18 protein-coding genes are annotated in these 20,176 nt (G+C 62.3%); 6 read left to right on the top strand and 12 right to left on the bottom strand.

Annotation, left to right across the window (positions count from 1 at the left end):
• Positions 1 to 104 precede the first annotated feature (104 nt).
• From CEC48_RS16750 to CEC48_RS16715, 8 genes are all read right to left on the bottom strand, one after another.
• Complete coding sequence (locus CEC48_RS16750) at positions 105 to 2,210, bottom strand: TonB-dependent siderophore receptor (protein ID WP_088424747.1); 2,106 nt, start codon at positions 2,208 to 2,210, stop codon at positions 105 to 107.
• Between the two features lie 153 nt (positions 2,211 to 2,363).
• Complete coding sequence (locus CEC48_RS16745) at positions 2,364 to 3,746, bottom strand: PepSY domain-containing protein (RefSeq protein WP_088424746.1); 1,383 nt, start codon at positions 3,744 to 3,746, stop codon at positions 2,364 to 2,366.
• 118 nt (positions 3,747 to 3,864) lie between these two features.
• A complete protein-coding gene (locus CEC48_RS16740) occupies positions 3,865 to 5,937 on the bottom strand; it encodes a TonB-dependent copper receptor (protein WP_088424745.1) in 2,073 nt (690 codons plus the stop codon).
• 93 nt (positions 5,938 to 6,030) lie between these two features.
• Positions 6,031 to 6,402, bottom strand: coding sequence for a DUF2946 domain-containing protein (locus tag CEC48_RS16735; RefSeq protein WP_088424744.1), 372 nt, complete (start codon positions 6,400 to 6,402; stop codon positions 6,031 to 6,033).
• Positions 6,403 to 6,466: 64 nt separating this feature from the next.
• Positions 6,467 to 6,949, bottom strand: coding sequence for a copper chaperone PCu(A)C (locus CEC48_RS16730; protein ID WP_088424743.1), 483 nt, complete (start codon positions 6,947 to 6,949; stop codon positions 6,467 to 6,469).
• 46 nt (positions 6,950 to 6,995) lie between these two features.
• Positions 6,996 to 7,391 carry a DUF2946 domain-containing protein gene (locus tag CEC48_RS16725; protein WP_088424742.1) on the bottom strand — a complete coding sequence of 132 codons (396 nt, stop codon included), beginning with the start codon at positions 7,389 to 7,391 and terminating at the stop codon, positions 6,996 to 6,998.
• Positions 7,392 to 7,488: 97 nt separating this feature from the next.
• Positions 7,489 to 7,776: an addiction module antidote protein gene (locus tag CEC48_RS16720; RefSeq protein ID WP_010173992.1), complete on the bottom strand. Its 288-nt coding sequence runs from the start codon at positions 7,774 to 7,776 to the stop codon at positions 7,489 to 7,491.
• A gap of 3 nt (positions 7,777 to 7,779) precedes the next feature.
• Entirely contained in the window at positions 7,780 to 8,082 is a 303-nt protein-coding gene (locus CEC48_RS16715; RefSeq protein ID WP_088424741.1) for a type II toxin-antitoxin system RelE/ParE family toxin, read from the bottom strand.
• Between the two features lie 641 nt (positions 8,083 to 8,723).
• On the opposite strand from CEC48_RS16715, the gene CEC48_RS16710 reads away from it, so the two are divergent.
• Complete coding sequence (locus tag CEC48_RS16710) at positions 8,724 to 8,975, top strand: DUF6124 family protein (RefSeq protein WP_088424740.1); 252 nt, start codon at positions 8,724 to 8,726, stop codon at positions 8,973 to 8,975.
• Between the two features lie 121 nt (positions 8,976 to 9,096).
• Here CEC48_RS16710 and CEC48_RS16705 read toward each other — a convergent pair whose 3' ends face one another.
• Positions 9,097 to 9,816, bottom strand: coding sequence for a cobalt-precorrin-6A reductase (locus CEC48_RS16705; protein ID WP_088424739.1), 720 nt, complete (start codon positions 9,814 to 9,816; stop codon positions 9,097 to 9,099).
• Positions 9,813 to 11,018 (bottom strand): precorrin-6y C5,15-methyltransferase (decarboxylating) subunit CbiE, encoded by a 1,206-nt coding sequence (gene cbiE, locus CEC48_RS16700; protein ID WP_088424738.1) that lies wholly within the window; start codon positions 11,016 to 11,018, stop codon positions 9,813 to 9,815. Before cbiE ends, CEC48_RS16705 begins: the two co-directional genes overlap by 4 nt.
• 110 nt (positions 11,019 to 11,128) lie before the next feature.
• Here cbiE and cobG point away from each other — a divergent pair, with 110 nt between their 5' ends.
• The 5 genes from cobG to CEC48_RS16675 all read left to right on the top strand — a co-directional run bounded on the left by cobG (position 11,129) and on the right by CEC48_RS16675 (position 16,501).
• On the top strand, positions 11,129 to 12,415 hold the full coding sequence (gene cobG / locus CEC48_RS16695; RefSeq protein WP_305883186.1) for a precorrin-3B synthase: 1,287 nt from the start codon (positions 11,129 to 11,131) through the stop codon (positions 12,413 to 12,415).
• Complete coding sequence (locus tag CEC48_RS16690) at positions 12,408 to 13,034, top strand: precorrin-8X methylmutase (protein ID WP_088424736.1); 627 nt, start codon at positions 12,408 to 12,410, stop codon at positions 13,032 to 13,034. The genes cobG and CEC48_RS16690 overlap by 8 nt, the downstream gene beginning before the upstream one ends.
• Positions 13,034 to 13,765, top strand: coding sequence for a precorrin-2 C(20)-methyltransferase (locus CEC48_RS16685; RefSeq protein ID WP_088424735.1), 732 nt, complete (start codon positions 13,034 to 13,036; stop codon positions 13,763 to 13,765). Before CEC48_RS16690 ends, CEC48_RS16685 begins: the two co-directional genes overlap by 1 nt.
• A complete protein-coding gene (gene cobJ, locus CEC48_RS16680) occupies positions 13,765 to 15,405 on the top strand; it encodes a precorrin-3B C(17)-methyltransferase (protein WP_088424734.1) in 1,641 nt (546 codons plus the stop codon). Before CEC48_RS16685 ends, cobJ begins: the two co-directional genes overlap by 1 nt.
• A 304-nt stretch (positions 15,406 to 15,709) precedes the next feature.
• The gene (locus CEC48_RS16675) at positions 15,710 to 16,501 is read left to right on the top strand and encodes a hypothetical protein (protein ID WP_088424733.1); all 792 of its coding nucleotides are present in this window, start codon (positions 15,710 to 15,712) and stop codon (positions 16,499 to 16,501) included.
• Between the two features lie 3 nt (positions 16,502 to 16,504).
• On the opposite strand, the gene CEC48_RS16670 is transcribed toward CEC48_RS16675, so the two are convergent.
• Together CEC48_RS16670 and CEC48_RS16665 are read right to left on the bottom strand one after the other, a co-directional pair.
• Complete coding sequence (locus CEC48_RS16670; RefSeq protein WP_003217330.1) at positions 16,505 to 17,101, bottom strand: MarC family protein; 597 nt, start codon at positions 17,099 to 17,101, stop codon at positions 16,505 to 16,507.
• Positions 17,102 to 17,341: 240 nt separating this feature from the next.
• Complete coding sequence (locus CEC48_RS16665; RefSeq protein ID WP_088424732.1) at positions 17,342 to 20,119, bottom strand: hybrid sensor histidine kinase/response regulator; 2,778 nt, start codon at positions 20,117 to 20,119, stop codon at positions 17,342 to 17,344.
• Positions 20,120 to 20,176: the final 57 nt, after the last annotated feature.

The following is a 20,176-nucleotide window of genomic DNA, read 5'->3' as shown; positions in this document are numbered from 1 at the left end:
GAGCGGGCTTGCTCGCGAATGCGGTGTGCCAGTTAATACATCTGTAATCGATCCACCGCATTCGCGAGCAAGCCCGCTCCCACTTTGGACAGTGTCGCATTCAGTTAGAAGGTGTAATCCGCCGTCACGAAGAACGACCGGGGTTCACCCAGGATCCATTGCTGGCCTTCATTGTATTCGCTGACGGCATAGGTGCGGTCAAACAGGTTATTCAATTGCAGGCCCAATGTCGTGTTGCGCATGGCTTTCCATGACACGGTGGCGTCAACCACGGTGTAGCTCGGCACTTCGCTGGTGTTGGCGGTGTTGGCGAAACGTGCGTCGACATAACGCACGCCGGCGCCCGCCCGGATGTCGTCGGTCACGGCCTTGCTCAGCCACAGGTTGGCAGTGCGGCGCGGCACGTCGGTCGGGCGATTGCCGTCGCGGGATACGGCCTGGCCGTTGACCACTTCGGAAAAGTCGTCGTACTGCGCCCGCACGATGGCCGCGTTGGCTTGCAACTGCCAGGCGTTCGGCAGTTGCAGGTCGAGGCTGGCTTCCAGGCCGTTGGAGGATTGCTGGCCGACTTGTTCCTTGAGGTCGGTGCCGGGAATGCTCACCAACAGTTTCTTTTTGACGATGTGATAGGCCGCCAGGGTCCATTCACCACGCGAGTCCCAGAACGCCTGCTTGAGGCCAATCTCGGTTTGCTTGGCCGTGGACAGGCCGAACTGCTGCTGGTTTGCGTCCAAGGTGATCAGGCTGCCGACGCCATCGGTGCTGGTCGCGTACTGGCCGTACACCGAGGTGTCCGGGGTGATCGCGTAGACCAGGCCGGCTTTCCAGTTGTTACCGGTGAAGGTCTTGTTGGAGTCGCTGCCATCAACCAGGGATTCCCGATCGATGTGCAGGTAGTCGCGGCGTACGCCGGTGACCAGGGACAGTTGATCGGTCAGTTGCAGGCGATTCTCGGCAAAGGCCGCCAGCTGTTTGGTGGTGCTGACGGACTGTGGAATGAACGGGTCTGCGCTTTCAAACGGTTGTGGCACCGGGTGGCTGATGTCCACCGGTTGGCCGGCGTTCGTCAGGTCATCGAACGGCGAATTGCTGGCGAGGCGGAAGCGAATGCGGTTGTACTCCACACCCGTCACGGTCTGGCTGTCGAGGCCGAACAGCGTGTGTTTGAAGGTGAAGGTCTGGCGGTCGCCGACCTGTTCCTGGTTGTGCTTGATGCCCAGGTAGCTCTGGCGCACCAGCCCGCCGTTTACATCGTTGTAGCTCTCGGCGTTCTGCCAGCGGCGCTGGTTTTTCAGGTATGACAGTTCGTTGGTGGCGGTGACGTTGTCGTTGATCTGCCACTGGCTGGTCAGTCGCGTCCACTGGTCGTTGTAGTGCTGGATATCGTTGCTGACATTGTAATTTTTGTCCCGCAGGCTCTTGTGCAACTGGCCGTTGATCAGTGGTGTGCCGTAGTCGTTTTGCGGGGTTTGGTCGCCGTAGTCGGTGGCCAGGGTGACGCTCAGGTTGTCCGCCGCCTGCCAGCGCAGGGCACCGCTGACGAAGTCGCTGCCGGAGTCGCCACGGTCGATGAAACCGTTGCTGCGCAGGCGGTTGATGTTCAGGCGATAGCTCAGGGTGTCGGTCAGCGAGCCACCGCTGTCGAGGGCTTGCTGCTGGCGATCATAAGAGCCGTAGCCCAGGCGGATGTGGTTTTCGATCTCGCCTTCGAAGGGTTTCTTCGGGAGGGTATTGATCACTGCTCCGGTGGCGCCCTGGCCGTACATCACCGAGGCCGGGCCGCGCAGTACGTCCACCCGCTCCACAGACCAGGTGTCGACCGGGAAAGTGGACGTGCCCGCGCCATCGAACATGCGGGCGCCATCGTACAGTTGCAGCACCGAACTCTGGCCGGTGAAGCCCCGCGCCGACAAGGAGGTGCCGCCGTCGCCTGGCGAGCCGGTGCGGCTGATGCCGGTGGCGCGGGAGATGGCGTCCTGCACCGTGGCATCGCCCCGTTCGCGGATCTGCTTGCCGGTCTGGCTTTCAACGCTGCCAGGGGTTTGCAAGGCGGTGAGGTTCAGGCGCGAACCTGCCGTGGTCGGGGTGTTCAGGTCGACGCGCTCGTCGTCGACCGCAGGCGCGGTAACGGGGCTGGCGGGAAGCGTCAGGGCCTGGGCACTGTTGTGCAGGGCGAGCAGGCACAGGCCGCACGCAAGGTACTTGTTCATCGGACGATAAATCGCTTCTTCGAGACGCTACTCGCCGCAGGGTGCGGCGAGCCGGGAATATACAGCAAGTGTTATAATATAACACTTGCTGTGGCGTAGGTGAAAGCCCGCGCAAGACTACCTAACGCCTCTATACAGGGCATCTCGCCTGTTTCATGCCGAACCTGAGGCAGATTCACGTTGGCTGAAAAGCCGTGAAAGCACCAGGCGATCCAGCGCCCAGACCACGATCAACGAAGCGCCCACCAGCGGAAAGATAATCGCCAGCCCGAGCATGATCGCCATCGCGGTTTTCCATTTCGGCAGGTCGTGGCGCAACGGCGGAACCCCAAGGCTGCCCTGTGGCCGACGCTTCCACCAGATCACCAGGCCGCTGACGGCACTGAGCAGGATCATCAGGCAAATCAGCAGCACGATGATCTGGTTGACCGGGCCAAACATCTTGCCCTCGTGCAGCATCACGCCGGATTCGGTGACGCGTGCCACGGTGTTGTAGTGTTCCCAGCGCACATCGGCCAGGACCTTGCCGGTGTATTGATCCACATGCAGGGTGGCGTCGTTGCGCGGGTCGTTGGCGAACACCGCGATGGTGAATACGCCTTCGGCGGTGGTGGGGAAGGTGATGCTGTAGCCGGGCTCGACGTGACGTGAACGCGCCAGGTCCGTGACCTGTTGCAGGCTGATGGTGGGCGCTGCCGGGCCTTGGGTCATGCCGCCATGCTTCATGTGCTCGGCATGCTCGCCGGACATCGGCATCGGCGTGTTTTCCATGGCCCACGGCACGGTCTGTTGGCTCGCCGTGTTGAGGCTGCGGGCCTGCAGGTCGGACTGCGGGACGTTGTTCCACAGGGCCGCCGGAAATTTATTCCACAGCTCGGCGTATTGCTTGCCCCAGAAGCCGGTCCAGGTCATGCCGCTGAGCAGCATCACCAGTAGGAAAGCCGCCCCCCAGAAGCCCGCGACTGCGTGCAAATCGCGCCAGAACAAGCGGCCGCGACTGCCCAGCCGTGGCCACAGAATACCCGCCGCCGACTTGCCCCGCGGCCACCACAAGTACAGGCCCGAGATCACCAGCATCACGCCCCAGCCGGCGGCCAGTTCCACCAGACGATCGCCGACGGTGCCGATCATCAACTCGCCATGCAGCGCACGGGCGATGGCTTGCAGGTTGTATTTGGCGTCCTGTTCGCCGAGCACGGTGCCGCGATACGGGTCGACGAATACGGTCACTTCGTGCCCGTCGTTGTGCACCACGAACTGCGCGCTGCTGGTGGCGTCGGCGGGTGGCAGGTATTTGCTGATCTTGCCTTGTGGGTAAGCGGCCTGGGCGCGTTGCAGTTGTTCATCGGCACTCAATGCGTGCTCGGCGCTTTGCACGGTCAGCAAGTTGCCGTACATCAGCGGGTCGAGTTGGGGTTTGAACAGGTAGATGATGCCGGTCAGGGCCAGCAGCACCATGAACGGCGCGACAAACAGCCCGGCGTAGAAATGCCAACGCCAGGCCAGGTTGTAGAAGGAAATCTTTGGTGGGTTCATCAGGGGTTGCTCCGCAAAGGCTTGGATTTTTTGTGTTATCGAGGCCGCCATCGCGGGCAAGCCCGCTCCCACAGGGGAATGCATTTCAACTGTGGGAGCTGGCTTGCCTGCGATGCTCTTAGAAGCTCATGTCTACCTTGGTCCAGAGCGTGCGCCCCGGCTCCTTGATGGCTTGCGGGTCGTTGGCCGGGTAACCGAACCCGGCGTTGCCGGCCAGGTTCAGGTGCTCGGCGTAAGCCTTGCCGAACAGGTTGTCGACGCCGGTGCTGACCTTGAAGTTTTTGTTGATGCGATACGTCGCGTTCAGCGAGAACACTCCAAACCCCGAGCTCTTGTCGAAGTCCTTGCCGACCACGTTGCCCTTGTTCTGGTCGATGCGGTTTTGCGCCGCGACCACCCGCCACAAGGCACCGGCGCTCCAGTCGTCCTGGCTGTAGGTCAGGCCGAAGCGCGCATCCAGCGGCGGGATTTGCGGCAGCGGTTTGCCGTCGCTGCTGTTCTTGCCCCAGGCGTAGGCGAAGGTGGCGTCGGCTTTCCAATTTGAGGTCAGCTTGTAAGCCGCGCCCAATTCACCACCCATGATTCGCGCATCCACATTGCGCGCCTGGGAAGTGGTGCCCATCATTCCCGGCTGGTAGTCGAACAGGATGAAGTCACGCACCTGGCCGACGTAACCCGAGGCCCAGGCGTCGAGGTCTGCGGATTTGTATTGCAGGCCGAAATCCAGCTGGGTGGTTTTCTCAGGCTTCACGCCGTCGAAGGCATTCACCGAACCCACCGACCCGGTGTCGGGGGAAAACAGCTCCCAGTAATCCGGGAAACGTTCGGAGTGCCCGAGGCCCGCGTACAGGGTGGTGGGGCTGCCTTCCAGGTCGTGCTCATAGCGCACAAAGCCCGACGGCAGCGTATCGGTGCGGGTGTTGCCGGCGGTGGGATTGGGGCTGCTCGTCATGCCGGAGCCGATGGTTTGCCGGAAATCCTTGGCCGAAGCACGGTCGACGCGGGCGCCGGTGATCAGGCGGTCGCGGTCGGCGGCGTACCAGGTCAGTTCGCTGAATAAACCGTAGTTGTGGAAGTTGGCGTCCTTGCTGCGGGGCAGGTCCTTGTAGGTGTCGACGCCCATGGCGCTGCGTTCGCGGTGCTCGTTGGTTTGCGCATCGATGCCGCTGATCAACTGCACATCGGCCCAGCGCCAGGTGGCCTTGATGCGTGCGCCGAGGGTGCGGCGGTCGACGTTGGCCGCCATGGGGCCGGCCATCATCCCGGTGCCCGACGGGACGCGCAGGGTGTAGTTGTCCATCACATGGTCGGCGTAGTTGTAGTAGACCTGCGCCTCGACCTTATCCAGCACCTCGCCGATGTTCGACTTCTCGAACCTCAGCCCCAGGCTCTCGCGCAGAAACTGCGAGCCGTCCATGCCGCGCCCGGCGTAACGGGCTTCGCCATTGCCACGGCCGGCAGTGAGTTCCAGCAGGGTGTCGGCGTCCGGGGTCCAGCCCAGGGCCACGTCACCGTTCCACTTGTCGTAGCGCGAGGCGACGGTGTCGTTGTTGCCGTCTTTGTAGTCATCGGAGTGGGCCTGGTTGCCGATCACCCGCACATAACCCAGCGGCCCGCCGGCCGCTGCATCAACGACCTTATCGAAGCGCCCGTTGGAGCCCGCCAGGATGCTCGCGTTGACCCGCGTGCCCAACTTGCCGAACTGCTCGGGCTCGCGCTCGAACAGGACCGTGCCGGCGGAGGCGCCGGGGCCCCAGAGCACGGTTTGCGGGCCTTTGATCACGGTCAGCTTGTCGTAGGTTTCCGGCGAGATATAGGAGGTGGGCGCATCCATCCGGCCCGGGCAGGCGCCGAGCATCATGCTGCCATTGGTGAGGATATTCAGGCGCGAGCCGAACATGCCCCGCAGCACCGGGTCGCCATTGGTACCGCCGTTGCGCACCAGGGCGAAGCCGGGGATGGTCTTGAGGTAGTCGCCGCCATCGCTGGCGGGCACTGGTTGGCGCGGGTCCTTGGGGTTGGTGACGACGGTCAGCGGCGAGCTGGGAGCGATCGCGGTGATCACCGTCGGGCTCAGCTCATTCTGGTCGGCATGCTCGTCGGCGTGAGCCTGTGGAACCAGCAGCGCGCCACACAGAACGGCGAACACGGGAGTACATCCCAAACGGGTGTCAGCAGAAAACCTGGACATGAAAAATTCCATCAAACATTCGTAAACAACACGGCCAGCAGCCTGCGGCTGTCTGTCTAAAATCGGCCGGGGTGAAGTAACGGTGTGAAGTGCTTACGCGATGATGGGCGGGGCGCGGCTGCGGGCGCCGGGGAAGACGGTTTGCCGGGCATGGCCCAGGCGTGGGGCGGGGGTTATGGCGTTGTCGGGCGGCGGGCTGGCGAGGGTGACAAACGACACGCTGCCAGGCAGCGCCGGGCAACTGAAGAGCAAGCTGCAATAGCCGCACTTTTCCCAGAGCACGTGGTGTTCGTCGGGTGTCTTGTTGTGTTCGGTCGCAGGCTTTACGTCGCCATGGCAGCTGGGTGCATCCATGGACATTTCCATGGACATGCCGGCGTGATGATCCATCGGCATCGCTTGGGAAATCAGCGGACCGATAAAGATCATCAGCATGGCAAACAGGCTGATCCAGCTGCCGCGCATAACGCTCATGGGCTTACGGCGGTGTGGTGACAACCTGGCGCGTGGGGCGCCCATCAAGGTTTATCTACTGGGCGTGCATGTGCTCGTGGCCGGCCATGGGCGGTTGCTTTTGCACCGACACTTCCACCTTCACGGGTCCTGCTTTCTCGAAATTCAGGGTCAGCGGGAAATGCTGGCCGTCGCGCAATACACTGCGGTCCTTCAGGCCCAGCAGCATCACGTGGTAGGCCATGGGCGCGAACGTAAGGTCACCTTTGGCCGGCACCGCGACGCTGGTCACCTGCTGCATCTTCATCAAGTCGCCCTGCATCACGTGCTCATGCAGTTCGGCCTTGGCGGCCACGGGCGTATCGACGCTGAGCAGGCGATCAGCGTTTTCGCCCTGGTTATGAATCACAAAATACGCCGCGACGGTGGGCGCGTTGGGCGGCAGCTCCTGGGACCAGGGTTCGCTGACCACCAGTTCGCCGACCTTGAAGTCTTCGGCATTGGCAGCAGCACACACCGGCAGCAACAACGCAGCCAGAAGCAGGGAAGATTTGAGCATGGCAGTTCTCCAGAACGGTTCTAAACGCAGTTCACTTGCGAAGAAATCAGACCGTTGGAGAGGCGCGGGGGTTAAGGCTCGGCCATTGCTGGCGCGGGGTGGGGGATTGCAATGACGGCGGTGGCAGGTCTTGCACCGCGTCGTACCGGGCAACGTACAGTTTGGGCGAATGCCCCGGCAGCGCCACCAACGGCGCCGAGCCCGAGCAGCACCAGCAATGCTGCATGGTGGAGTGATCGTCCTGCTGCGGTGCTGGAATTTCCAGTTTACCCAGGGCAATCGCCGTCAGTTTCGTGCCGTTGGAGGAGCAGAAACTGCCCCACAACAGCTGGTCGATGGAAGTGTTCGAACGCTGCATCGTCCCGGCCATCGGCATGGCAAACGCATTGAACAGCACTGCAAAGCAGGCGATCCAGGCAAATGCAAAGCGTTGACGGGCCATGGCGGACAATCCGTAGGGTTAAGCGATCAGGTGGGTATTTAGCCTGATCGGGGGGGATAAGTAAAAAGGGGCGGTGTGGTTTGGTGTCGCAGTGCTGTCAATCAGCCGTGGCGTGCAGCTTCAGGCCGAGCGCTTTCATGACCTTCATGATAGTCGCGAACTCGGGATTGCCAGTGCTGGAGAGGGCTTTATATAAACTTTCGCGTCCGAGGCCGGCGTCGCGGGCTACTTGAGTCATTCCTTGGGCGCGAGCGATGTTGTTGAGGGCTGAACGAATAAGCAGTCCGTCACCGGTATCCTCCTCGAAGCACGCTTCAAGATACTCGGCCATATCTTCAGGAGTCTTGAGGTGCTCCGCTATGTCGAAGTCTGTAAATTCAGTCATGGTTTACTCCTTTTTTTCAAAGTCTGCTGCAATTTGCTTAGCGCGCTGGATATCGCGTTTCTGCGTTGATTTATCGCCGCCTATCAACAACAGGTAAACCACCTCCTCTCTACGAGTGAAATAAACCCGGTATCCAGGGCCGTAGTGGATGCGCATTTCCGAAACGCCATTTCCTACTGTTTCGCAGTCTCCGAAGTTGCCTGATTGTGCGTTATCCAACCTTGCCAGTACGCGTGCACGGGCCGGTTTATTGTTTAACGAATCAAGCCACTCCAGGAAATGCTTGGATTTCTTGAAGTGAATCATCTTTGATCGTATTCCTTGGGATACAGAATGACAAGTCACGATGCGCCGCAAAAGCAGTGCATCCCCATCGCAGACTCTGGTGCAAAACTGCGAGAGGGGAGCTTAGGGCGAGGGCTTTTGGCTGAACCAGCCGGCTGGTTCGAAGGGGGTTGTAAGGCGAATCGGTTTTTAAAGCGGGGTTGTCAAAAGGATGTCGATGATTGAGGCGTTTTCCTACGAGGTCATTGCACCTTGCGATACCGGCGACTCGGTCTTCCTGCTGGTTTGAGGTGATGCTATCGCAGGCAAGCCAGCTCCCACAGTTTGGATTGTGCCCGATTCGAATGTGGCGGCCTTCCACAGAAATTTCCGACAGCGATTGGCGGTTGTCCTTAGGAAACTCAATCTCTAGTCTCCGTACACTGCTGCAAACTCAGCGGGCGGGCGTCGCGGCCCGGATCCCTATAGGCGCTAAGCGCCATCGTCTGCTTTCAGTTGGCGCTTTTTTATCGTCTACTGTGCGGCGCTATGGCGGCTGTGCGCGGGATACCTTCGGGTATGCCGGGTTGCCTAGGGACCGGTCCGCGAACCTGCGCACAGCTGCCACCCTCCATCGCGTCGCGGCGATCAGTGGCAGCTCCACTTCCCTTAGGAGCTTCACAATGATTAAACCTACCCCCAATCCCCCCTTTCGGCTGTTCACCGTAGCCGATGGAATCAGCACCGAAGACCTGTTGGTCAACCTCATCGAAACACTAGCCTCGGCCAACGCGCTGAGTTGCGACTTGGCGTTTAGCCTGGAAGGATCGAAACGAGAGGAGTTGCTAGGCGTTGCTCAGTTGATCGAACTGGCGGAGTTACTGGCTGATCGGGTGCACGATGCTGCCGAACAGGCGGCCGCCACGCGGAGCTAACAGCGCGACGCAGGTTAGTGTGGGAGCTGGCTTGCCTGCGATGGCATCGCTGCGGTGTATCTGAACGACCGCGTCGTCTGTATCGCAGGCAAGCCAGCTCCCACATTTGTTTCGTGTTGCGTCATAGAGCCTGTAATGCTCGCAGTACCGAGTTGACGGTCATGAACTCCCGGTCCACCGCCGCCAACACCGGCCGCCTTAATACCAACACCGGCACGCCCCGCTCCCGTGCCACTTCCAGCTTCGGCTCGGTAGCCGTGCTGCCGCTGTTCTTGCTGATCAGCACATCAATCTGCCGCCGCTCAAACAACGCCCGCTCACCCTCGATCAGAAATGGCCCACGTGCGCCGATCACTTCGCAGCGTTCATTGCCGGGGTACACATCCAGTGCGCGCAGCGTCCAGAACTGTTCGGCAGGGATTTCGTGCAGGTGTTGCAGCGGCTCCCGGCCAAGGGTGAACAGCGGTCGCTTGAAGGGCTTGAGCGCTTCGATCAGTTCGGCCCAGTCGCTGACTTCGCGCCAGTCATCACCGGCCTGTGGCCGCCACGCCGGGCGGCGCAGGGCCCAGCAGGAAACGCCGCATAAACCTGCGGCATGAGCAGCGTTGGCGCTGATCTGTGCGGCATACGGATGGGTCGCGTCCAACACCAGCTCGATCCCTTCATCACGAATAAACTGCGCTAAACCCTCAGCACCGCCGTACCCGCCAACCCGCACCTGACAGGTGAGATCGGTAGGCACCCGCCCCACACCCGCCAAGCTATAGATATGCTCGGGGCCCAGTGTACGGGCGATGGCCAGGGCTTCCGTCACGCCGCCCAGCAGCAGGATGCGTTTCATAGTGGCTTGATCACTTCCAGCAGGGTAATCGGTAGCGCCTGGCGCCAGGTATCAAAGTCCCCCAGCGGCTGAGCCTGGGCCACATGAATACGGGTCAGTTCGCCCCCGTGTTGTTCGCGCCAGGCCATCAGGGTCATTTCGCTTTGCAGGGTGACGGCGTTGGCGACCAGCCGGCCGCCGGGGCGCAGGTGTTGCCAGCAGGTGTCGAGCACGCCGTCGCAGGTCACGCCGCCGCCGATGAAGATTGCGTCTGGTGCTTCCAAACCTTTCAGTGCGTGAGGCGCAGTGCCGCGAATCAGTTGCAGGCCGGGGACACCAAGGGCATCACGGTTGTGTTCGATCAGCAGTTGCCGACCTTCATCGGCCTCGATCGCCAAGGCGCGGCAACTGGGGTGAGCACGCATCCATTCGATCCCGATGGAGCCGCTTCCCGCACCCACATCCCACAGTAATTCACCGGGCGTGGGCGCGAGGCGGGCGAGGGTCATGGCGCGCACGTCGCGCTTGGTCAGTTGGCCGTCGTGCTTGAAGGCCGAGTCCGGCAGCCCGGCCAGGCGTGACAGGCGCGGTGTGTTGGCGTCGGCCACGCAGTCGATGGCCACCAGGTTCAACGCGGCAATCGGTTCGCCCTGCCACTCCCGGGCGATGCCGTCGATGCGCCGTTCATCCGGGCCGCCGAGGTGTTCAAACACGCTCAAGCGGCTTGCGCCAAACCCGCGCTCAGCCAACTGCGCAGCCATCGCCGCCGGGCTCTGGCCGTCATTGCTCAGTACCAGCAACCGCACACCGGTGGCCAGATGCGCATTCAGCGCCGCCAACGGCCGGGCAACCACCGACAGCGTCACCACGTCCTGCAACGGCCAGCCCAAGCGCGCTGCCGCGAGCGACACGGAAGAGGGCGCCGGCAAAATCAGCAGCTCATCGGCCGGAATCTGCCGCGCCAGGCTTGCGCCCACGCCATAGAACATCGGGTCGCCGCTGGCCAGCACACACACCGCTTCACCGCGCCTGGCCAGCACCGGCTCCAGGGAAAACGGGCTGGGCCACAACTGGCGTTCGCCACGGATACACACCGGCAACAGGTCCAACTGACGTTGGCCGCCTATAATTTTCGAGGCGCGCAACAAGGCGTGCCGGGCGTTTCTGCCCAGGCCCTTGAAGCCGTCTTCACCGATGCCTACTACCGTCAGCCAGGGCGACATATCAATTCCTTGAACGACATCCGACGGGCAGGCTTTTCATGCCGCCGGACAAAGCAGGCATAATACCGCGCCTTTACCCGTGAACCGGTAGCCCTGTGAAACCAACACCACTGTCCAATACCTTGCGCCCCTCGGCTTGTCCGGGGTTGCTGCGTATTGTCCAGGCGTTGGATGGCGGGATTTGCCGAATCAAATTGGCCGGTGGTTCGATCAGCGCCAAGCAGGCATTTGCCGTGGCAGACGCAGCTCAGTCCCACGCCGGCGGGGTGATCGAGGCGACCAACCGCGCCAACCTGCAAATTCGCGGGATAGGCGCGGGGCAAGACGCATTGATCGCCGCCTTGCTGGCCGCCGACCTGGGCCCCCGAAGCGCCGCCTCGGACGATGTGCGCAACCTGATGCTCAGCCCCAGCGCTGGCATCGACCGCGACATGCTGTTCGACACCCGGCCGTTGGCAGGCCAGATCCTCGCTACCCTGGAAACCCACCCGCGTTTCCATGAACTGTCGGCCAAGTTCGCCGTACAACTGGACGGCGGTGAAGCGCTGGCCATGCTCGAGCATCACCACGACCTGTGGCTGTCGGCCTTCGACGCCAATGGCGAGACGCTGTTGGCGTTCGGCCTGGCAGGCTGCCCGGCGCAGGACGCGCCATTGGGTGCGGTGCCTTTGGCGCAAGGGCACGCATTGGTGGTGGCGGTGCTGGAGCAGTTCCTTGAACTGGCCCGGCCCGATCAAACCCGCATGCGGCACCTGCTGGCCGAAACGTCTGTGGATAACTTTCTCGGGCAACTAAACCTGCCATTGCAGCCGGTTGACGGCTTTTCACGCCGCGCCAACCCCGCGCCGCTGCACCTGGGAAGTTATCCACAGCGCCAAAAAAACCAGGTCTACGTCGCCGCCGTCGCGCCCTTGGGCCGCCTGGATTCGGCGATGCTCAGGGGCGCCGCGCAATTGGCCGTCGACCATGGCGACGCCACCCTGCGTTTCACACCATGGCAAGGCCTGCTGCTGCCCAATATCCGGGATGCGGCTGCCGTCACCGAGCGCCTCGAACAGCTTGGTTTTTTGTGCTCGGTTGACCAACCCCTGGCACGCCTGATCGCCTGCACCGGCGCAAGCGGTTGCGCCAAAGGCCTGGCCGACACCAAGGCCGACGCCCTGCAACTGGCAACGTTTGCACCCGGCCACACCGTGCACCTGTCCGGCTGCTCACGTTCCTGCGCTGCCGCACACACCGCGCCCGTCACCTTGCTGGCCGTAAGCCCTGGCCACTACGACCTCTATTTTCGCGACGCAGGCCAGCCCGGTTTTGGCCGCCTGCACGCGCGCACTCTTTCTATTGAAGCGGCGGGCGCCTTGTTGCGCGCCCACCCACGGAGCAACACCGATGATTGATTACATCCGCGACGGTCAGGAGATCTATCGCAACTCCTTCGCGATCATTCGCGCAGAAGCCAAGTTGGATCGCATCCCTGCCGACCTGGAAAAACTCGCCGTGCGGGTGATTCATGCCTGCGGCATGGTCGACGCCATCGACGGCCTGCAATTTTCCATCGGGGCGGGCAAGGCCGGGCGCGAAGCCCTCGCGGCTGGCGCGCCGATCCTGTGTGATGCGCGGATGGTGTCCGAAGGCGTGACCCGTACCCGCCTGCCGGCCAATAACCAGGTGATCTGCACCCTGCGCGATGACAGCGTGCCGGAGCTTGCGCGAGAGCTGGGCAACACCCGTTCCGCCGCCGCCCTGGAGCTGTGGCGCCCGCACCTGGAAGGCAGTGTAGTGGTGATCGGCAATGCACCGACCGCGCTGTTCTACCTGCTGGAAATGCTCGACGCCGGCGCACCAAAACCCGCGCTGATCCTCGGTTTCCCGGTGGGGTTTGTCGGTGCCGCAGAGTCCAAGGCTATGCTTGCCGCAGACAGCCGCGGCGTACCGTTTGTGATCATGCAGGGCCGCCTGGGCGGCAGTGCAATGGCCGCCGCTGCGGTCAACGCCTTGGCCACGGAGGTCGAATAATGCCGGCACGCGGACGTTTGATTGGCCTGGGCGTGGGCCCCGGTGACCCGGAACTGATTACCCTCAAGGCCCTGCGCCTGCTGCGCGAATCGCCGGTGGTGGCGTACTTCGTGGCCAAGGGCAAGAAGGGCAACGCCTTCGGCATCATCGAAGACCATTTGGTGCCACAGCAAACCCTGATGCCGCTGGTGTACCCGGTGACCACCGAAGTGCTGCCGGCACCATTGTCCTACGAGCAGGTGATCAGCGATTTCTACGACACCGCGAGTGTCGATGTTGCCGCGCATCTGGATGCCGGCCGTGATGTGGCGGTGATCTGCGAAGGTGATCCGTTCTTCTACGGCTCCTACATGTATTTGCATGACCGCCTGGCCGAGCGCTACGAAGCCCAGGTGATCCCGGGTGTGTGCTCGATGCTCGGCGGCGCTTCCGTACTGGGCGCACCGTTGGTGTACCGCAACCAGAGCTTGTCGGTGCTCTCCGGCGTGCTGCCCCATGACGAACTCAAGCGTCGCCTGGCGGATGCCGATGCGGCGGTGATCATGAAGCTGGGGCGCAACTTCACCAAGGTGCGTCAGGTATTGGAAGAATTGGGATTGGCGAGCCGGGCGTTGTACGTCGAGCGCGCGACCATGGCCAACCAGAAAATCGTCGCCCTGAGCGACGTCGATCCAACATCCTCGCCTTACTTCTCGCTGATCATCGTTCCGGGTGAAAGGTGGCAAGGCTGATGACGGCTCCCGCGATTGTCATCCTGGGGCAAGGCAGCCTTGCCACTGCCCGCGCTATCCAGCAGGTGTATCCCGACGCGTTGATCCACGGCCTGGCCGGACGGGTCGAAGGTGCTGACCAGGTCTACAGCGAATTCGGTGCCAGCGTGCGCCAGTTGTATCAACAGGGCACGCCGATCATTGCCCTGTGCGCCGCCGGAATTGTAATCCGCACGCTGGCGCCGCTGCTGTTGGAGAAAGGCGTGGAGCCTGCTGTTTTGGCGGTCGCCGAAGACGGCAGCGCCGTGGTGCCGCTGCTCGGTGGCCTCGGTGGCGTGAACGTGCTGGCGCGGGAAATCGCCGCTGCCTTGGGCGTTGCCGCTGCGATCACTACCAGTGGCGAGCTGCGTTTCGGCACCTGCCTGCTCAACCCTCCCAGTGGTTATCAGCTCGGGGATCTGGAACTGGGCAAGCGCTTTGTTTCCGACTTGCTGGCGGGTGAATCGGTGCGCATCGAAGGCGCAGCGCCGTGGCTGGACCAGGCCAACTTGCCGCAGGATCAGCAAGCGCGTCTGGCGATTCACGTCGGCAGCGCCGAGCGCACGCCTGCCGCTAATGAACTGCTGATTTATCCGAAGAACGTGCTGGTCACCTGCCAGCCGGGGCCGCAGTTAGCCGCGCGCATTCGTGCGACGTTGCAGGATGCAGGACTCGCCGTGCAGTCCCTGGCGTGTTTGCTGGCGGCTGAAACAGAGATGGCCGATTCGTCGTTGCATGAAGCGGCGGTCGAGCTGGACGTGCCATTGCGCTTTGCCGGCTTGACGACCCAAGCGGACATCGCGATCACGGTGGCCGACGCTCCTCTGGACCTGTCCCTGATTGGTCGCCCCCGTGGTCGCCTGGCGGTGATCGGCTTGGGCCCCGGCGCTGCCGAATTGATTGTGCCGGCGGTAAAGGCCGAGCTGGCCCGCTGCACCGACGTGCTGGGTTACGAAACCTATGTGCGCATGGCCGGGCCGTTCCGCCCGGACCAAATCCAGCATTGCACCGACAACCGCGAAGAGATGCAGCGCGCCCGTCACGCCTTCGAGCTGGCGGCGCAGGGGCGTTCGGTGGTGGTGGTGTCCTCGGGTGACCCGGGCGTATTTGCCATGGCCGCTGCGGTGATCGAGGCCTTGCACGACTCCAACGACCCGGCCTGGCATCAGGTCGACCTGGAGATCCTGCCCGGCGTGTCAGCGTCCCTCGCCACTGCGGCACAGGCGGGTGCTCCGCTGGGGCATGACTTCTGCGTGATGTCGCTGTCGGACAACCTCAAGCCGTGGGCAATCATCGAGAAGCGCCTGGACCTGACGTCACAGGCCGACCTTGCCTTGGCGTTCTACAACCCGATTTCCCGTGCACGGCCCTGGCAGTTGGGGCGCGCCCTGGAGATTGTCGCGCAGCATCGCACGGCCGAAACGCCGGTGGTGTTGGGCCGCGATATTGGCCGCCCGGGCCAGACCCTGCGCGTCACCACGCTGGGGCAACTGACCCCGGAGCAGGTGGACATGCGCACCATGGTCTTGATCGGCTCGTCCACCACCTGTGTATTCCCACGGGCGGGTGGCGGCGATTGGGTGTACACGCCACGTTGGTATGGCGAGAAGCCCGCGTCCTGAAAAACAACGGTGGCCCCGCAATGGGGCCACTTTGAAAAAGTCATCAGGTGATGGAAGAAGGGTCTGCTTGCCGAGCGGTTTTTGCAGCGGGTCGAGTCGTACCTTTCTCTATTGGCCGAAGAAAAACACGGCGTCTTTCCTGGCCGCCGGTTCATCCCCAACGTTTACTCAGCTGCGCCGCCGGCGGTGATTTTTCCTGCGCATTGCGGGGCGTTCTTTCGTCAATTTCCAGCTGCTAAAAATCCCTGGCAACTCGACTAGTGTTGGCGTTAAGCCCCATGTTGGGGGTTATGGAGAAATGGCTATGGAGCGAAATGACAGACGAATCAACAGCGCAAAAAGGAGGAAGCTGATTGCCGCTTACCGGCTTCCAGGAGCGTCCAAAACGTCATCGGGGTTGAGCGCGCCGGTGAAGCCCGAGGTTGAAGATGAGTTGAACGCGGCGGTGGTGAATAACAGTGTCATGTCGTTTGTGGACGGCATGAGCAACCTCAACAAAGAGTACACGCGCAAAAGCTATCTGCTGGCGAGCAGCTACGTCAGCGATGTAATGCGCATCGCCCGGGGAACGGAGGCTTGGTACAACGAATTCATCAAGGTGATGAGCAGCCTGGGGTGGATGCCGGTCCGGAGCAGCTTCGAGCGGGTGTACACGACCCGCAAAGGGCTGTCGGTGCAGTTGGCGGCGCTGAACCTGGTGGCCGCCACCGTGGCCTCGACGTTCCTGTCGGGGCCGTTGATCAGTGTGTTGCCCAAGCGGGTGGCGGAGGCGGTTGAAGCCTTGAAGCAGCTGCCGGCCTCGTTCGAGTTGTTCAAACGAAATGCCACGACGCATGAGGGTGGGGACTTTGGCTTGGCGTCCTGCTCGGAAACAGCGGGGGAAGTTTCGATGGTGCTGGTGACCTACAGCTCCCACGGCGTCAGCAAGCAACTGAGCGTGCCGTTTCTTGAATGGGACAGTGCATCCATTGAGGCTTTCAGTGGCCGCACCTGCCTGGTGCTGAACAGCTCGGTGGTCAACGAAACCACGATACAACTGCTGCGCGAAAGCGCAGGGGACAAGGTCCGCCTGGCTATCGCTCAATACAGGATTTGATGTTTAGGGCACCAGGTAACCGCGCACGCCGGTGAAGATGATTTGCGCGGCCAGTGCACACACAAATAACCCCATCAACCGGCTGACAATCTGCAAGCCCTGGTCGCCGAGGATACGTTCGATACGGTTGGACAGGTACAGCACCACGCCCACCGTCAGGCTGGCCAGGGCAATGCTGAGGATGGCGGTGATCTTGTCGTCCCAGTGCGGCTGGCTGACGCCCATCACCAGCAGCGCACCGATGGTGCCGGGGCCGACGGTCAGGGGGATGGTCAGCGGTACGATGGTCACGTCCTGCTGCACATTGTCGGTCTGCACCGCCGACTTGCCTTGGGCCATGCCCAGGGCGGAAATAAACAGCACACTGCCGGCGCCGATGCGGAAGGCGTCGACGGTGATGCCGAACACACTGAAAATCACCCGGCCAAACAGGTAGAGCAATACGCTTGATACCAGGGTGGCGAGGGCCACTTTCCAGGCCAGGCGCCGGCGCTCCTTGCTGGAGTAGCCACGGGTCAGGCTGATAAAGCAGGAAAGCACGAAGAAGGGGCTGTAGAGCACCAGCATCTTCAAATAAACGCTGAACAACACGTGGAGCATGGTGGGAGCTCACAGCGAAGGAGGGCGAGCGGGAGTTTACCTGTGCTTGGGACGCCTTGTCCTGTGATGAACGTGCTGCCCTGTGGTGAGGGGGCTTGCCCCCGTTGGGCTGCGAAGCGGCCCCAAAGCCGGCCATGAAGTTCTAACTGAAGGAATGCGGTGCTCTTACTGGGGCTGATGCGCAGCCCAACGGGGGACAAGCCTCCTCGCCACAACAGCCCTTGCGCAGTGACAGTTGCATCAGGACGTGGGGGCGTGTTCAGGGCGCTGGGCCCGCTGCGCCACCCAATACTCCACCAGTTCGCGTAATTGCGACAGCTCCACTGGCTTGGCCATGTGCCCGTCCATCCCGGCCTGGCGTGCACGCTCTTTGTGTTCCGAAAGAATGTGCGCCGTCAGTGCCACGATCGGCGTACGAATCCGTTGGTTGCTGACTTCCCACGCCCGCAATTGCTGGGTCGCGGAGAAGCCGTCGAGGATCGGCATTTCACAGTCCATCAACACCAGGTCGTAACGCTGGGCCTTCATCGCCTGCAAGGCTTCTTCGCCGTTGCTGGCGGTGTCCGGCTGCAGGTTGAGCTTGCCGAGCATGCCGCGAATCACTTTGGTGGAGATGCTGTTGTCTTCAGCCACCAGAATCCGGAAATCACTCGGCACCGTCACGGGTGCTGGCGCGCTGATCGCCGGCTGACGTGGCTGCACGGTGCCCTTGCTGCGCTGGGTCAACTCATCGGCGAGTGTGGTCTTGAGCGTGTAGCCGGCCACGGGTTTGGCGAGGATGCGTTTGATCCCGCTGTTGCGCGCGATGATCTTGCTCGGCGCGTTGCTGATGCCGGTGAGCATGATCAACAAGATGTCGTGGTTCAGGCTCGGGTCTTCCTTGATCTTCGCCGCCAGTTGCATGCCGGTCATGCCGGGCATGTTCTGGTCCAGCAGCACCACGTCGAAATAGTCCCGCAGGTGTGCCTTGGTGCGCAGCAGCGCCAGCGCTTCCTTGCCCGAAGGCACGGCGCTCACGTTCAGGCCCCAGGCCGTGCACTGTTGCACCAGCACTTTGCGGCACGTGTCGTTGTCGTCCACCACCAGCACGCGTGCACCCTTGAGTGGGCCGTCGAGGTCGGAGGTTGGGTGCTCCAGGCGTTCAGGGTCCAGCGGCAAGGTCAGCCACAAGGTGCTGCCCTGTTGGCTGCCGCTCTTGATGCCGAATTCGCCGTTCATCAACAGGATCAACTGGCGGGCGATGACCAGGCCCAGGTGGCCGCTCAAGCGGGTGGCAGACAGGAAATTCTTGCTGTGCAACTCGCTGTGCAGCAGGGCGTCGCGCTCGGCGGGCTCCATCGGCAGGCCGCTGTCTTGCACGGCAATGCGCAGGCGCGGTTTGCTGCTGCGCTCATCCAGCGCCACGACGATCAGCACTTCGCCTTCATCGGTTTTTTGCAGGGCGTTTTCCAGCAGGCTCAACAGCGCCTGGCGCAGGCGCGTCGGGTCGCCGCTGATCACGCGTGGCACTTGGGGCTGGATAAAGCTGATCAGCTCGACGTTCTGCTGCTCGGCCTTGGCGCGGAAAATACTCAGGCAGTCTTCGATCAACGCGTTGAGGTCGAACTGCACGTCATCCAGTTCGATCTGCCCGGATTCGAGCTTGGAGATATCGAGAATTTCGTTGATCAGGGTGAGCAGTTCGTTGCCGGCGCTGTGGATGGTTTGCACGTAGTCGCGTTGCTTGACCGACAGCGGCGTGCCCAACAGCAGTTCGGTCATGCCCAGCACGCCGTTCATGGGCGTGCGGATTTCGTGGCTGATCTTCGCCAGGAACTCGGCCTTGGCGGCGATTTCGGCATTGCTGGCCGCCAGGTCGCGGCTGAGGCTGAAGTTGTCTTCAGTAATAGCGCGCTGGCGCTCACCCAGGGCCAGGCTCATCAGCAAGCCGCTGAGGCAGATAAAGCCGAGCAGGGTGACGATCAAGCCTTGTGGCGCTACCAATGTCAGGCCCAGCAAGGCCGGCAGGATAATCAGCGTGCCGATATTGAAAATCACCATCGCCAGCATGAACAGGCGCGCCGGGCGATAACCTTTTTGCCAGTGATAGGCCGAGACGAACAGCATGCTCAGGCCGGCCAGTGCCACCAGGGCGTAGGTGATGATGTTCAGGGGCAGCGTATTGACGAACAGCAACAACAGCCCACTCAGGATGATCAGCAGGATGTCGGCCATCAACAGCTTGTTCAGCGGATGCGGGCCCAGGGGCGCAAAGAAGCGGTAGGCGAACATCAGCCCGCAGGGCGCCGTCAGCAGCAGGGCGAGGTAGGCGCCGGGGGTTTGTATCGCGTGCCAGTTCGGCAGCCACGGCCCCACCACGTTAAGCAACAGCGCCAGGCTGAGCAGCAACAGCACTTCGCAGGCGGCGAGCCACAGGCTGCTGCGCGAGCGATGGTAGGCGTAGCGGGTCAGGTTGTGCAGGATCAACATCACCAGGCAGCCGAACAGCAGCCCGTAGATCAGCGTCTGGTTCTGGTTGGCCGCCGCCAGTACGGCGGGCTCCAGGGTGATGTACGGGCGCAGCTCGTGTTCCGAGACCATGCGCAGGTACACGTCCAGCGGCTTCTGGCTTTGGGGCATCGGCAGCATGAAGTCGCTGCTGGGCAGCGGGCGCTCGGCCTGGGGCTGGCGGGTGCCGGTGGCTTGTTGCTCCACCAGGGTGTCGCCGTCGAGCACGTACAGGTTCAGGTGTGACAGGTCAGGGGCGAATACCCGCAGCACTTGCTCGTGCTTGCCGGGTTGCAGCCTGAAGCGTACCCACAACGCACCGTCCGGTTGCGCGGCGGTAATCCGGTCCAGTTCGGTGGGGCTGAATTGATTGATATAGCGGGGCGAGCGGATATCGCTCAGTTGCAGATCGGCCTGTTCATCAAGCAATACCGCCCAGCCACTGCCTTGTGCGGCGGCCTGGGCCGGGAGCAAGCAGAGCAAGGTCAGCAGACTGACAGTGAAACCTATGGCGATCCTGAGCCAGCGCACGGCGAAATCCCTTCGTAGGTTGATGCATGGGTACAACTATGCGCGGGGCCACAAGCG

Origin of the sequence: Pseudomonas sp. K2I15 (genome assembly GCF_002204795.1) — a bacterium.
GTDB lineage: Bacteria > Pseudomonadota > Gammaproteobacteria > Pseudomonadales > Pseudomonadaceae > Aquipseudomonas.
This window is presented reverse-complemented; position numbering and strand designations above follow the sequence as displayed.

Bases quoted from the DNA above. Each gene is read 5' to 3' on its own strand.
- CEC48_RS16735 (WP_088424744.1), bottom strand. From the start codon at position 6,402: ATGCGCGGCAGCTGGATCAGCCTGTTTGCCATGCTGATGATCTTTATC.
- CEC48_RS16740 (WP_088424745.1), bottom strand. From the start codon at position 5,937: ATGTCCAGGTTTTCTGCTGACACCCGTTTGGGATGTACTCCCGTGTTC.
- cobJ (WP_088424734.1), top strand. From the start codon at position 13,765: ATGACGGCTCCCGCGATTGTCATCCTGGGGCAAGGCAGCCTTGCCACT.
- CEC48_RS16710 (WP_088424740.1), top strand. From the start codon at position 8,724: ATGATTAAACCTACCCCCAATCCCCCCTTTCGGCTGTTCACCGTAGCC.
- CEC48_RS16725 (WP_088424742.1), bottom strand. From the start codon at position 7,391: ATGGCCCGTCAACGCTTTGCATTTGCCTGGATCGCCTGCTTTGCAGTG.
- CEC48_RS16715 (WP_088424741.1), bottom strand. From the start codon at position 8,082: ATGATTCACTTCAAGAAATCCAAGCATTTCCTGGAGTGGCTTGATTCG.
- CEC48_RS16675 (WP_088424733.1), top strand. From the start codon at position 15,710: ATGGAGCGAAATGACAGACGAATCAACAGCGCAAAAAGGAGGAAGCTG.
- CEC48_RS16745 (WP_088424746.1), bottom strand. From the start codon at position 3,746: ATGAACCCACCAAAGATTTCCTTCTACAACCTGGCCTGGCGTTGGCAT.
- CEC48_RS16730 (WP_088424743.1), bottom strand. From the start codon at position 6,949: ATGCTCAAATCTTCCCTGCTTCTGGCTGCGTTGTTGCTGCCGGTGTGT.
- CEC48_RS16750 (WP_088424747.1), bottom strand. From the start codon at position 2,210: ATGAACAAGTACCTTGCGTGCGGCCTGTGCCTGCTCGCCCTGCACAAC.
- CEC48_RS16670 (WP_003217330.1), bottom strand. From the start codon at position 17,101: ATGCTCCACGTGTTGTTCAGCGTTTATTTGAAGATGCTGGTGCTCTAC.
- CEC48_RS16705 (WP_088424739.1), bottom strand. From the start codon at position 9,816: ATGAAACGCATCCTGCTGCTGGGCGGCGTGACGGAAGCCCTGGCCATC.
- CEC48_RS16690 (WP_088424736.1), top strand. From the start codon at position 12,408: ATGATTGATTACATCCGCGACGGTCAGGAGATCTATCGCAACTCCTTC.
- CEC48_RS16720 (WP_010173992.1), bottom strand. From the start codon at position 7,776: ATGACTGAATTTACAGACTTCGACATAGCGGAGCACCTCAAGACTCCT.
- CEC48_RS16685 (WP_088424735.1), top strand. From the start codon at position 13,034: ATGCCGGCACGCGGACGTTTGATTGGCCTGGGCGTGGGCCCCGGTGAC.
- cbiE (WP_088424738.1), bottom strand. From the start codon at position 11,018: ATGTCGCCCTGGCTGACGGTAGTAGGCATCGGTGAAGACGGCTTCAAG.